This is a genomic window from Croceitalea rosinachiae (assembly GCF_031846445.1).
GTDB lineage: Bacteria > Bacteroidota > Bacteroidia > Flavobacteriales > Flavobacteriaceae > Croceitalea > Croceitalea rosinachiae.
The window spans coordinates 847372-859736 of the sequence record NZ_JAVRHR010000001.1; the positions used below are offsets into that span (position 1 = coordinate 847372).

General features: G+C 38.3%; 11 protein-coding genes. 5 read left to right on the forward strand and 6 right to left on the reverse strand.

From position 1 onward, the window contains the following. Nucleotides 1-10 precede the first annotated feature (10 nt). Complete coding sequence (locus RM706_RS03900) at nucleotides 11-1285, reverse strand: choice-of-anchor B family protein (protein WP_311349715.1); 1275 nt, start codon at nucleotides 1283-1285, stop codon at nucleotides 11-13. A gap of 66 nt (nucleotides 1286-1351) precedes the next feature. Here RM706_RS03900 and thiL point away from each other — a divergent pair, with 66 nt between their 5' ends. Beyond that, on the forward strand, nucleotides 1352-2392 hold the full coding sequence (thiL, locus tag RM706_RS03905) for a thiamine-phosphate kinase (protein WP_311349716.1): 1041 nt from the start codon (nucleotides 1352-1354) through the stop codon (nucleotides 2390-2392). Here the strand turns inward: thiL and RM706_RS03910 are convergent. Beyond that, the gene (locus tag RM706_RS03910; protein ID WP_311349717.1) at nucleotides 2389-2658 is read right to left on the reverse strand and encodes a DUF1660 family phage protein; all 270 of its coding nucleotides are present in this window, start codon (nucleotides 2656-2658) and stop codon (nucleotides 2389-2391) included. The two genes, thiL and RM706_RS03910, sit on opposite strands and share 4 nt — an antisense overlap. Before the next feature lie 269 nt (nucleotides 2659-2927). Here RM706_RS03910 and brnQ point away from each other — a divergent pair, with 269 nt between their 5' ends. Beyond that, complete coding sequence (gene brnQ, locus RM706_RS03915; protein WP_311349718.1) at nucleotides 2928-4193, forward strand: branched-chain amino acid transport system II carrier protein; 1266 nt, start codon at nucleotides 2928-2930, stop codon at nucleotides 4191-4193. A 116-nt stretch (nucleotides 4194-4309) separates the two neighbouring features. On the opposite strand, the gene RM706_RS03920 is transcribed toward brnQ, so the two are convergent. After that, complete coding sequence (locus RM706_RS03920; protein ID WP_311349719.1) at nucleotides 4310-5602, reverse strand: aminopeptidase P family protein; 1293 nt, start codon at nucleotides 5600-5602, stop codon at nucleotides 4310-4312. A 224-nt stretch (nucleotides 5603-5826) separates the two neighbouring features. Here RM706_RS03920 and RM706_RS03925 point away from each other — a divergent pair, with 224 nt between their 5' ends. Next, entirely contained in the window at nucleotides 5827-8979 is a 3153-nt protein-coding gene (locus RM706_RS03925) for a WD40/YVTN/BNR-like repeat-containing protein (RefSeq protein ID WP_311349720.1), read from the forward strand. A gap of 47 nt (nucleotides 8980-9026) precedes the next feature. Here the strand turns inward: RM706_RS03925 and RM706_RS03930 are convergent, their stop codons facing one another. Continuing rightward, the gene (locus RM706_RS03930) at nucleotides 9027-9308 is read right to left on the reverse strand and encodes a hypothetical protein (protein WP_311349721.1); all 282 of its coding nucleotides are present in this window, start codon (nucleotides 9306-9308) and stop codon (nucleotides 9027-9029) included. 153 nt (nucleotides 9309-9461) lie between these two features. On the opposite strand from RM706_RS03930, the gene RM706_RS03935 reads away from it, so the two are divergent. Both RM706_RS03935 and RM706_RS03940 read left to right on the forward strand, forming a co-directional pair. Continuing rightward, nucleotides 9462-9851, forward strand: coding sequence for a DUF2721 domain-containing protein (locus tag RM706_RS03935; RefSeq protein ID WP_311349722.1), 390 nt, complete (start codon nucleotides 9462-9464; stop codon nucleotides 9849-9851). 127 nt (nucleotides 9852-9978) lie between these two features. Continuing rightward, nucleotides 9979-10407, forward strand: coding sequence for a hypothetical protein (locus RM706_RS03940; protein ID WP_311349723.1), 429 nt, complete (start codon nucleotides 9979-9981; stop codon nucleotides 10405-10407). On the opposite strand, the gene RM706_RS03945 is transcribed toward RM706_RS03940, so the two are convergent. Beyond that, nucleotides 10404-11366 (reverse strand): succinylglutamate desuccinylase/aspartoacylase family protein, encoded by a 963-nt coding sequence (locus tag RM706_RS03945; RefSeq protein ID WP_311349724.1) that lies wholly within the window; start codon nucleotides 11364-11366, stop codon nucleotides 10404-10406. The genes RM706_RS03940 and RM706_RS03945 overlap by 4 nt on opposite strands. After that, nucleotides 11341-12294 carry a RimK family alpha-L-glutamate ligase gene (locus RM706_RS03950; RefSeq protein WP_311349725.1) on the reverse strand — a complete coding sequence of 318 codons (954 nt, stop codon included), beginning with the start codon at nucleotides 12292-12294 and terminating at the stop codon, nucleotides 11341-11343. Before RM706_RS03950 ends, RM706_RS03945 begins: the two co-directional genes overlap by 26 nt. Between the last annotated feature and the right edge of the window lie 71 nt (nucleotides 12295-12365).

The window sequence follows — 12365 nt, forward strand, 5'->3', positions numbered from 1 at the left end:
CTTCAATATACTATTCTGATTTCTTAAGAATATAAAGACCAGTATTAGAGTCGTTTACCAGTATTTTTCCGCTTTCAAAATATGGATATACACTCCATACACCATCAAAACTAGGGGTATTGCTAGAAGGAAAAGTGTCAAAAAAGGCAATTTCCGAAATGTTTCGATTTTCAATGTCTGAAATATCCAAAAGTCGAATTCCAGCAGTATAGTTTGCCAAATAAAATTCATCTCCTAAAACGTATCCATTATGGTCAATTGCGGTAGTTGGACCTAAATATGTGGTGTGCAATATCGGATTATCTAAATCTTGCATATCAAAAACCAAGGTTCTTGAATTGAATCCAAAACTTGTTTCATCAAGCTCATCTCCAAGTAAAAAGAACCGTTGATCCTCTGTAAACCAACCTTGATGTGTATAACCCAAATTGCTATAACTCAATGTGGAAATTTCAGTAGGGTTATTCTTATCAGTTATATCGGCAACTGCTATTTGGTTTTCATTGGCTCCAATAAAAATTTCTTGCCCTGTATAGTCCATATCAGGTCCATTATAGGTGATTACCTGTGCATCATGGGTGTACCCATTATCCCCGTATCCTCCAACTCCCATTGGTGAAGTTGGGTTCTGAATATCAACAAAATGGACTCCTCCGCTGAAGGCATCATTTCTTGCGGTACCAACGGGGTAAGCAAATCCCATTTCCTCATTAATAACAATATTATGTGCATTTCCAATCCCTGTATAACGAGCATCTTGTGCGAAATTCTGTGGAGGATTGGTAACGTTTCTCAATTTTGTCAAATCGAATACTTGCATGCCGTGGCCAGAAATTTCAGCTACAATAAAGGCATGGTCTTGATAAATCTTTATATCTCGCCAAATGGTTGACCCACCAGCTGACGCTAGTTTCCCTAAATAAATAAGGTTTTCCGTATCGGTGATATCAACAAAAGCGGTTCCGTTATTCAAACCAATCAAGGCATATTCATTGCCTGTTGTAGTATCTGTCCAGCCCCAAATATCGTTCGCGCTCTGAGCAGAAAATCGAGAAAGTGACATGGTACCCAATAAATCAAATCCATTACAAGGAAAGTTGCCTGCCATTCCGTTCTCACAGGGAACAAAATTTGGAACCCCTGGATCATCGTCATTGCCAAACATAATACCATCATCAGTCATACCAACTGGGTCATCATCAATGACAATTACATTTGAACCATTATCACTACCACAAGAAATGAATACTAAAAGTGCGAGAAGAAAGAAAAATCGATTAAACATATTCATAGCAATTAATGGGTCATTAGTAAAGATACAATTTTAAAGTATTCGGCTTATTTTTGCCAGATGATAGAAGATAAAAACCAATCGCGAACGGCTTTGGAAAAGCTTGGCGAATTCGGATTGATAAAACACTTGACCAAAGGATTTGAACTTACACAAGAATCTACTTTAAAAGGAATTGGTGATGATGCCGCAATTCTTGATTTTAAAAATCAAAAAACGGTGGTCTCAACAGATTTGCTTATTGAAGGTGTGCATTTTCATTTAAGTTATATGCCCTTAAAACATTTGGGGTATAAATCGGTTATTGTTAATCTATCGGATATTTATGCTATGAATGCCATAGCAACCCAAATTACAGTGTCACTTGCGGTTTCAAACCGTTTTCCATTAGAGGCATTAGAAGAGTTTTATGAAGGGGTACGAGCAGCATGTAAAATGTATGGTGTTGATTTAATTGGCGGAGATACCACCTCATCAACTACAGGTATGCTCATTAGTATTACTGCTTTGGGTGTTGGACAAGAAAAAAAACTCGTCTATCGCTCGGGAGCTAAAGAAAATGACTTATTGGTGGTAAGTGGAGATTTGGGAGGAGCTTATTTAGGACTTCAAGTTTTAGAAAGAGAAAAAGAGGTTTTTAAGGTAAACCCTCAAAACCAGCCTGATTTAGAACCTTACTCCTATATCGTAGAAAGGCAATTAAAACCAGAAGCCAGAAAAGATATTGTTGAGTTGTTGGAGAAACTAGAGGTAAGCCCGACTGCTATGATCGATATCAGTGATGGCCTATCTTCAGAGATTCTTCATTTATGTGAGCAAAGCAATGTAGGTTGTAATCTTTATGAAGATAAAATTCCGTTGGATCCAACCGTAATTTCGGCTTCGGAAGAATTTAAGATTGACAGTTCGATGATAGCCTTGAGTGGTGGAGAAGACTATGAATTGCTATTCACCATTGACCAAAAAGAATTCCCGAAAATCAAGGGCAATCCTAATCTTACGGTCTTGGGGCACATGACAGATAAGAATGAGGGTGCACACCTAATCTCCAGGAATGGCTCTAAAATACCTATAACAGCTCAAGGCTGGAATTCTTTTTAAGCTACGTGCTTACGTTCGATTGTTCTGGCAGATTTTCGATTACGCTTTTGATACATATCTTCTAGCGTATTATTGATTTCCTGCAATTGGGGAGTGAGCGCAGATAGTTTACCTCTTTCATCGGTAGTAACTTGTTTTTGACAATTTTGGCAACGATATTCCTTAATGTGTTCTGTTACTTTTTTAGAAACTACAAAATGATGTCCAAAGAAATTGCAGAAGATTCCAGTAAGTTTGTTGCCATCGGGGGTAATGGTTTTTTTCATAAGCTTGGTAGTCGTGTTTTGCATAGTTCGATTTGGGGTCGAGAAATGCAATAGTTAGTATTATTGTTTCAGTATGATACGTTCAAAATTTTGGTTTGGTTTACTTAAAGGGCAACGATTCTGAAATCCACTTTATTTTCCTCTATTACAAGTATTTTTTGTTTTTTCGATGAAATGCACAAAATCGACTAAACGAATAAAAAATCCGACGAACTGTTGCCGATTTCAATATACAAATTTGACCTATCTTTCCAAATATTTTTTAGGTTATGATTACCAAAAGAAATGTGCTTGTAGTCTCATTCGCACTTTTTTCATTGTTTTTTGGCGCTGGCAACCTCATTCTGCCGCCACAACTTGGTTTTAAATCAGGAGATACCTGGTGGTTAGTTACTTTAGGGTTTTGTCTTTCAGCAGTTTTGATTCCCATTTTTGGGATTTTGGCCCATGCTAAACTTCAAGGCACCATGTTTGATTTTGCAAAGAAAGTCTCGCCCACATTTAGTTTGGTCTATTGTTATTTAGTGTATGCCATATCTATAAGTTTACCGTCACCAAGAACGGCATCGGTGACCCATGAAATGGGAATTGAGCCTTTTTTCGGTTCTCCTTCTTTATTGACCAGTATTATCTATTTTATATTGGTCTTTGTCTTTGTAATCAACCGTTCTAAAATCTTGGACATTGTTGGTAAGCTTTTGACTCCTGCCGTTATCATTATTTTGGTCTGCATCATAGCCCAAGCAATATTTGGCTTTGAGTTCAATTTTGGCGTATCACAATTCGACAGTCCTTTTACTAGTGGAATTCTAGAAGGTTACCAAACCTTTGATGCCATAGGGGCAGTGGTCGTTGGTGGTGTAATTATTATATCCATCAACCTTAAAAATGATAAAATACCTTATGAACAGAAAAAAAAGGCCATCGCTAAAGCGGGATTGTTCTCGGGTCTAGGTTTATTTTTAATCTATACGGGTTTGGTCTTGACCGGGGCTTTGATGCACAATGAATTTGATTCAGATATTTCACGCACAGCTTTGCTAAGTGGTCTTAGTCTTAAAACTTTGGGCAATACGGCCAATATCCTTTTAAGTATTCTGGTCAGCTTGGCTTGCTTTACTACAGCCGTAGGTATCGTAGCAGGAACCGCTGACTTTGTAAAAGGACGATTCCAAAACTCAAAAAACGCCTATCTCATCACTTCGATTGTAGGATGTGTTTTGGGCATTTTAATGGGGCAGTTTGATGTTCATTACATCATTGCTGTTGCCGTACCTGCACTAATGTTTATTTATCCGATTACCATTGTGTTGATATTGCTGAACGTTGTTCCAGATAAATTCGCTTCACAAAGGGTGTTTCGCTGGGTGGTTGTGGCAACGATTGTTTTTAGCATTCCTGATTTTTTGGGCAGTGTGGGTCTCGGTGAATCGATTGCTGGTTTTGCCAATTGGATTCCGTTAAGCCAATTTCAAATGGGTTGGGTATTGCCGGCTTTGATTGCTTTTTTGATTGCTAATACTAAAAGTAAATAAATGGTTCGTCATTTCGATATGAGCAAAGCGATTGAGAAATCTTTTAAAAAAAAAGGATGTTTGAGATTTCTCACTTCTATCTCGACTGCGCTCGATATGCCAGTTCGAAATGACTATCAAGAATTCATCAACTCTTCTATTTCTTCAACTTCAATAGGAATATTCGCCATTAAGTTAAACGGCTCGCCACTATCTTGAAGAACCACATCATCTTCCAAGCGAACGCCAAAACCTTCCTCAGGAATATAAATACCAGGTTCTACGGTAAAGACCATATTGGTCTTCATTGGAGTTTTTAAAGCTCCATAATCATGGGTGTCCAAACCTATATGATGACTGGTACCATGCATGAAGTATTTTTTATAGGCCGGCCAATCAGGATTTTCATTTTGAACATCGGCTTTATCCAAAAGTCCTAACCCGAACAGCTCAGAGGTCATCAACTTACCGCACTCTTTATGGTATTCAGCCCAAATAACACCGGACATCAATAATTTGGTTGCTTCATTTTTTACTCTAAGTACCGCATTGTACACCTCCTTTTGACGTTGGGTAAATTTTCCACTAACGGGAATTGTTCTCGTTAAATCGCTGGAATAATTGGCGTACTCTGCTGCAACATCCATCAATATCAAATCACCATCTTGACACTGCTGATTGTTTTCAATATAATGCAAGACATTGGCATTGTTCCCCGAGGCGATAATAGGCGTGTAGGCAAACCCTTTTGAACGGTTACGCACAAATTCATGTAACAGTTCCGCTTCAATTTCATATTCCCAAACTCCGGGTTTAACAAAACCCAATAATCTCCGAAATCCTTTTTCAGTGATGTTGCAAGCGGTTTGCATCAGCTCCAACTCTTCTGGTTCTTTTACCCCCCGAATCTCTTGTAAAATAGGGTTGCTTTTTGCCCATTGATGTGCTGGAAAATCTTGCTTACACTTGATTATAAAACGGTCTTCACGAGTCTGCGTCTCCACGGCCTGACGGTAATGTTCATTGGTATTAAAATAGACTGTATCTGCTTCGGTCATCAAATCAAAAAATACCTTATCAAAATCTGTCAACCAATAAATGGTCTGAATACCCGAAACTTTAGTGGCTTGCTCTTTGGTCAGCTTCGCCCCTTCCCAAACCGCAATATGGGCATTAGTTTCACGGACAAAAAGGATCTCTCTATGTTTGGTCTCTATTGCATCAGGAAACAGCAACAAAATGGTTTCTTCTTGGTCTGCCCCACTCAAATAAAAGATATCACTATGCTGTTCAAAAGGCATCGTACTGTCCGCACTTATGGGATAAATATCATTAGAGTTGAAGACAGCTATACTTTTTGGCTTCATTTGAGTTACAAACTTTTTACGGTTTTTGATAAAAAGTTGATTAGGTATTTGGTGATATTTCATAGTTATAATTAATGGCATTGTAGCCTAATTTTCGGAGTCACTTCGAGTGAATTTTGAGAGTTTACTAACAAAATTTGTATCGAGAAGCGCTAATTTTTAAAAGGTTCTCGATATTAAATTCTTTGAGAATTTCACTCGAACTGACAAAATAACAAAGCACTTTATTAAAATAAGTATTAGGTTCCGTAAATTTAAGAACTGTTTTCCAACCAACGAACATCATTATGAAATTCAAGCTACTCTTATTTTTTGCCCTAATTTCTTTGACAATATTTGCGCAAAACGACTTATCCGCATTTAAAGAATTTGATTTCCGATTCATCGGCCCCGAGGGCAATCGAACTATTGCCATTGCAGGAGTGCAAAGCGATCCTATGATTACTTATATCGGCGCTGCTTCGGGGGGTTTATGGAAAACGACCGATGGTGGTATCAATTGGGAACCCATTTTTGATGACCAAGAGGCTTCTTCCATTGGTTCATTGGCAATTACACCGTCCAATCCTGATATTGTTTGGGCCGGTACAGGAGAAACCTTTGTGATTCGCCCAGCCCATGCCATGGGCGACGGCATCTATAAATCTGAAGATGCTGGAAAAACATGGAAAAATATGGGGTTGGAAAAAACAGGGCGTATTGGGCGTATTCTAATACATCCAACAAATCCTGATATTGTCTATGCAGCTGCATTAGGTCATACCTATGGCCCTCAACAAGATCGAGGGGTTTACAAAACAACAGATGGCGGAAAAACTTGGAAGCATATTTTATTTGTTGATGAAGGTACTGGTGCAGCAGATATGGCATTAAACCCAAATAATCCTGACCAACTTATGGTCGCCATGTGGTCTATACACATTAATACTTGGGGATTGCGAAGTGGCGGAGCAGGCGGCGGAATTTATCGCTCGATGGATGGTGGTGCGAATTGGAAAGCACTTTCAGAAAATGGACTTCCTGGAGGGGTAGAAAATCCGGTTGGTAAAACTGCTGTCGCTATTTCACACTCACAACCTAATATCGTTTATGCGCTTTTTGAAATTGATAGTCCGGCGTTGTACCGTTCTGAAGATTTCGGAGAAAACTGGACACTACAAACCCGAAACCACGATATTAACGAACGTGCACCTTATTATACCAGAATGGCTGTTTCCACCGATGACCCCAATGAACTCTATTTTGCTTCGGTAAAATTTAGTGTTTCCAAAGATGGCGGTAAAACGCTAAAATCTGGTTATAGTGCTGGTGGTGACAACCATGATATTTGGTTGGACCCTACCAATGCCAACCGTATTATGGTTGCTCACGATGGTGGGGCAAGTATTAGCTCAAATCGAGGAAAATCATACCAAAGAATTGTATTGCCCATTGCACAGATGTACCATGTTTCAGTTGATGACCAAATTCCCTATAATGTTTATGGCAACAGGCAAGATGGGTACTCATACAAGGGCCCGAGCAATAGTCGTCAAGGCTACATTCCGTTGGGTTTATGGAAAGGGGTGGGAGGTTGTGAAAGCGGATTCGCCCAACCAGATCCCTTAGACAATAATATTGTTTGGTCTGGTTGTTATGATGGGGGATTGCAACGATACGATGCCCGAACTGGGCATGCTCGTGATGTTCGCGTTTGGCCGGAGGCGGGTTACGGGTGGGAACCAGGAAAACTAAAATACCGTTGGCACTGGAACTTTCCCCTGTCTTTTTCGCCACATATGAATCATCGGGTTTATGTAGGGAGTCAATTTGTGCACAAAAGTGATGATGATGGTCAAAGTTGGCAGGTTATTAGCCCTGATTTGACTTTAAATGATAAGACCCATCAGCAAAGTTCTGGCGGTATTGCCACAGATAATCTAATGACTTTTGATGGTGCCACTTTATTTAGTATTGAAGAATCCACTTTAGAACCTGGAGTAATTTGGACAGGCAGTAACGACGGACAAGTACAACTGACCAGAGATGGCGGTAAAAGCTGGACCAATATGACAAACAACATCCCAGATTTACCAAAATGGGGCACCATTGCCAATATTGAACCCTCACGTTACCAAAAAGGAACGGTTTATATAACGGTAGATTTACATCAAATGGGTGATTTTGACCCTTACGTATATAAAACCGAAGATTACGGTAAAACATGGAAAAAGATAAGTGAAAGTGTTCCCAAGTCCGTCCATAGTTTTGCTCATGTTATCAAAGAGGACCCAAAAAGAGAGGGCATGCTCTACTTGGGGGTAGATAATGGACTATACCTCAGCTACGATGATGGTGCAAACTGGATGCGACTCCGCAATAATCTGCCACCAGCACCTATTTACTGGTTAGAAATTCAAGAACGTTTTGATGATTTGGTCATCGGCACTTATGGCCGGGGCTATTATATTTTGGATGACATTTCTGCTCTCAGAGAGTTTGATGAGTCTAATAATAAAGCTGCCCATTTATTTAGTTTACGAGAAGCGTATCGTTTTCAAAGCCAACAGGCTATCAAAACAGATGGGCCTAGCTTAAATTCTGGCAGAAACCCAGCTTACGGTGCTTATATCAATTACTTTTTAAAAGATAGCACTGACCAAAAAGTTGAGATTCAAATTTTGAATTCATCAGATGAGGTAATAAGAACCTTGAAGGGAGAGTCTTCTGAAGGAGTGCACCGTACCGTTTGGGATCTGCGCTATGAGCCTACCTATAAGCCTCAATTAAAAACATCACCTCCAGGTAGGCCTTGGGTGCAATTAAATGGCGAGGGTTGGCGACCCCTTGTCACCTGGGATTTAGACTTATGGCGTGGACAATTTGGCCCGCGAGTGGTGCCCGATAATTATAAAGTAAAACTTATCATTGGAGAAAAAGAGTTTATAAGAGAATTGAGCGTGTTAAAAGATCCAAGTACGGAAGGAACAATTGTTGATATTAAAGACCAAGTTACTTTTTCATTGGAGCTTCGTGATGCCATGAACCTTGCGGTTACCATGATCAATGATATTGAAGACATTCGAGCCGAACTACAAGAAATACTGCCACAATTAAAAGACAAAAAAGATATTGAAACAGCCAACCGATTACTAGTCAATGCAGAAACTATTGTTGGAGCCTTATACGATATTCATTTGACCGGTGCTCGAGAAGATGCTTTTCGTTCCCCAATGAAATTATATGGTCGAATAAGTGCTTTAGCCAGTGATATTGGCGGATTCGGAGCAGATTTCAAACCAACAGACCAACAACGTGAAGTATATCAAATACTAAATATAAGACTAAAAAACGCTGAGAAAAAGTTTCAAACTTTCATCAAAGTTGAAGTACAAAAATTAAATGATCAACTCAAAAAAAGTGAGTTACAATTAGAATCTGGCAAAAAGATAAAATCATAAAAAAGGGGCTTATACAAGCCCCCTAAAGTTTAGAGTTGGTTAATTAATTATTTTGAAATGGCTCCTTTAATGGCGCCAATAATAGCCATAATTACACCACCACCTACTCCGCCGCCAGCAATGCTGCCAATAATTCCAGCAATATCCATTCCTCCATCGGTTCCTAAGCCAAGCATGCCAAGCAACGTGCCTCCTAGTCCTCCACCTAGAATTCCTGAAATCGAATTTCCTAGGGTTCCTAAATTTAATTTTGGTAATAGTTTCCCTGCTACATTTCCTCCAACGGCACCTGAAACTAGTTGAATAATCAACGGTAAATACTCTTCCATGTTTATTGTTTTAATGGTTACTTAACAATAAATAAACATAATATTTATGTGATTGACAATTTTTTGATAATATAATTGTCATTTTATCAATTAATGATGCTTTGATTTTCACTAGTTTCACTTTAACAAAAATAAATTGAATTTCATAAAGCGATGAACCTTACCTTAAGCATACCAGCCCTTTTATTTCCTGCAATTTCATTGACCATGCTTGCTTATAATGCGCGTTATTTGGCCATTGCCAATTTAATTAGACAATTGCACAAACAATTTCAGGAATCTGAGGAAAATCCCTTAAAAAAACAGATTGATTCTTTGCGTAAGCGATTAGAAATTATAAAAAACATGCAAGCTACGGCAATTATCAGTTTTTTATTGGCAGCGGTCACTATGTTTTTGGTTTATGTAGAATTTAAAGTATGGGCAAATATCATTTTTGGAGTAAGCCTTGTCTTTTTAATGGTGTCTTTAATTCTATCGCTTATTGAAGTCCAACTTTCAACAAAAGCACTAGGAATTCAGTTAAGGAATATGGAAAAGTAAGAAATTGAAAATGATATAATCTGCAATATTTATAGGAATTTTCGCCATAATCAGCTTACCTTTTCTTTACCTATAATATCTCAATTATTCTTATATTTATTTTTCCAACTAAACTAAATTTTTCACAATGAAAAGGGTAAAGAGTATACCTTTTTTTAAGAACATCAAAGAGATTAGAGAATACCAATTTGGTACTTTTTATTTCTTCGATGGTTTGGTGATATCTGAAATCAACGAAGGTGTCACTTTTGGTTGGGAAATGGGCAAAAAAGCCATTGATGCTGCCCATGATGTTTTTGGTGAAGATTTACCAATCGCATATATTTCGAACAGAGTTAATGATTACTTTGTTGTTCCAAAAGACTGGGTCAAATTTTATACGAATAGAAATCGGTTAAGCTTTTATTCTGTTGTTGGCAATACCAAGGGTAGTTTTGCTAGTTTAGTAATGGAGCGTATGTTCTTCAAAACCTCTATCAAACAATTTACTGATTTGGAGGAAGCCATACGATGGAGTTTAGCCAAAATTGAAAAGAAAAGAGAGCTAGCTGACTAAGAACCTACATGAAATAAGGCATCCCCTTGATTAACCACAGCTTGGTGGTTAATACAGAATACGTAACCATCGAATGGGGATTTTATTTTCTTACTTTTTTTAGCAAAAGTATCAGTAATGACCCCTAATACTTGACTTTTTGTAATTGCGCTACCATTTTTCACAATCGGAATAAACATTCCTGCTCTTGATGCTCTTACCCATTTTGTTGATTGAAATCTGACTGAGACAGTCTTTGGTGATTCAAGTGTTTTAGATAGCATATCATAATTAGAGAGCACATTTTTTATCCCTACAATTGCCCTTTCAATACCTTCATCATCAAAACGCATGCTCTCACCGGCTTCATAAACAATAATTGGTTTACCCATTTTATGGGCCGCTTTTCTAAAAGAACCCGTTATCAATTTAGATGGAAAATAAAATGGTGCATTAAATGTATTTGCTATATTTTCACTAATCTCATCATCTAAGGTATAGCGAACTTGAGGGTAATTATGACGTTGACCGCCGCCAGTATGTAAATCTATTCCAAAATCTATTTGTGGTAAAATTTCATTAGTGTAATGATACGCAATTCTGCTTGCCAATGAGCCTGTTTTTCTCCCAGGAAAGCTCCGGTTAACATCTTTTCCATCTGGCACATCTCTAGAAAAATGAATAAATCCAAAAATATTTAGAATAGGAACAACAATCACAGCTCCTTTATCAATTTTGAAATCCCCATTTTCCAACATTTTTCTTAATGTTTCAACGCCATTTATTTCATCGCCATGCAAACCAGCCTGAAGTAAAATGGTAGGGCCAACTTTTTTTGAATTGAAAACATGAACAGGAATATCAATCAATGTCCCTGTTGGCAGGCGGGATATATTGATTTTTACCAGTTTTCTTTGCCCTGGCAATATCTCATCTCCATTGATGACAATGGTTTTATTTTTTTCTTTTCCTAAGCGCATTTTTTTCAACAAATTGAATAATGTGTTTTGCAACGTTAACCCCTGTGGCAGCCTCTATGCCTTTTAACCCAGGTGATGCGTTCACTTCAATCAAAACAGGGCCCGTTCTTGATCGCATTAAGTCTACCCCTGCAACACCAAGGCCCAAATATTTTGTTGCATTCAAGGCTATATGCTTTTCGCGTTGTGTTGGCTCTATAGCTTCTGTTTGGCCCCCACGATGGACATTAGAGCGAAATTCGTCTATCTCACTCTTTCTTTTCATACTTGCAACTACCTTCCGGCCTACAACAATAATTCGAATATCTTCTCCATTGGCCTCTTCAACATATTTTTGCAGCAAAATACTGGTGTCCATTTTATAAAAAGTGTCAATAATGGACTTGGCAGATTTTTTGCTTTCTGCCAAAATTACCCCTAAACCTTGAGTTCCTTCTTGTAATTTAATAATGACTGGTGGGCCGCCTAACAATCGAATCTGTTCACCAATGTTATCAGGATTGATGGAAAATAAGGTTTCAGGTATCGGAATTCCTTTTCGTGCCATTATTTGAAGCGTGCGCACCTTGTTTCTTGCCCTTGTGATTCCTAAAGAACGTGCTGTGCTAAAAACACCGTTCATTTCAAACTGCTTGACGATAGCAGCGCCATGTCGAGTCACTTTGGCGCCAATTCTTGGGATAATCGCATCAAATTCATTGGTGACATCTTCTTCTCCTAAAAAAATTTTTGGCTTTCCATCGCCTAGCTTAACAGAACATTTGGTATGGTCTATTAATTCAACATAATGTCCAAGTTTTTCCGCCTCTTGAGCAATTCTTCTGGTGGAGTGCACATTTAAGCTTAACGAAAGTAGGGCAATATCCATATTTAGTTCACGACAGTTTTCGAATAAGAAGTCAATATCGGGCAAAAATTTAGAATTCAACTAGTGATCCTTAAAATTTCATAGTGAGTTAACAATGTCTTTTGTTTAAGAATCATTTATATGAACAGCGC

Excerpts from the sequence above, each read along its gene's own strand:
- RM706_RS03900 (WP_311349715.1), bottom strand. The coding sequence starts at position 1,285 with ATGTTTAATCGATTTTTCTTTCTTCTCGCACTTTTAGTATTCATTTCT.
- thiL (WP_311349716.1), top strand. The coding sequence starts at position 1,352 with ATGATAGAAGATAAAAACCAATCGCGAACGGCTTTGGAAAAGCTTGGC.
- RM706_RS03910 (WP_311349717.1), bottom strand. The coding sequence starts at position 2,658 with ATGAAAAAAACCATTACCCCCGATGGCAACAAACTTACTGGAATCTTC.
- brnQ (WP_311349718.1), top strand. The coding sequence starts at position 2,928 with ATGATTACCAAAAGAAATGTGCTTGTAGTCTCATTCGCACTTTTTTCA.
- RM706_RS03920 (WP_311349719.1), bottom strand. The coding sequence starts at position 5,602 with ATGAAATATCACCAAATACCTAATCAACTTTTTATCAAAAACCGTAAA.
- RM706_RS03925 (WP_311349720.1), top strand. The coding sequence starts at position 5,827 with ATGAAATTCAAGCTACTCTTATTTTTTGCCCTAATTTCTTTGACAATA.
- RM706_RS03930 (WP_311349721.1), bottom strand. The coding sequence starts at position 9,308 with ATGGAAGAGTATTTACCGTTGATTATTCAACTAGTTTCAGGTGCCGTT.
- RM706_RS03935 (WP_311349722.1), top strand. The coding sequence starts at position 9,462 with ATGAACCTTACCTTAAGCATACCAGCCCTTTTATTTCCTGCAATTTCA.
- RM706_RS03940 (WP_311349723.1), top strand. The coding sequence starts at position 9,979 with ATGAAAAGGGTAAAGAGTATACCTTTTTTTAAGAACATCAAAGAGATT.
- RM706_RS03945 (WP_311349724.1), bottom strand. The coding sequence starts at position 11,366 with ATGCGCTTAGGAAAAGAAAAAAATAAAACCATTGTCATCAATGGAGAT.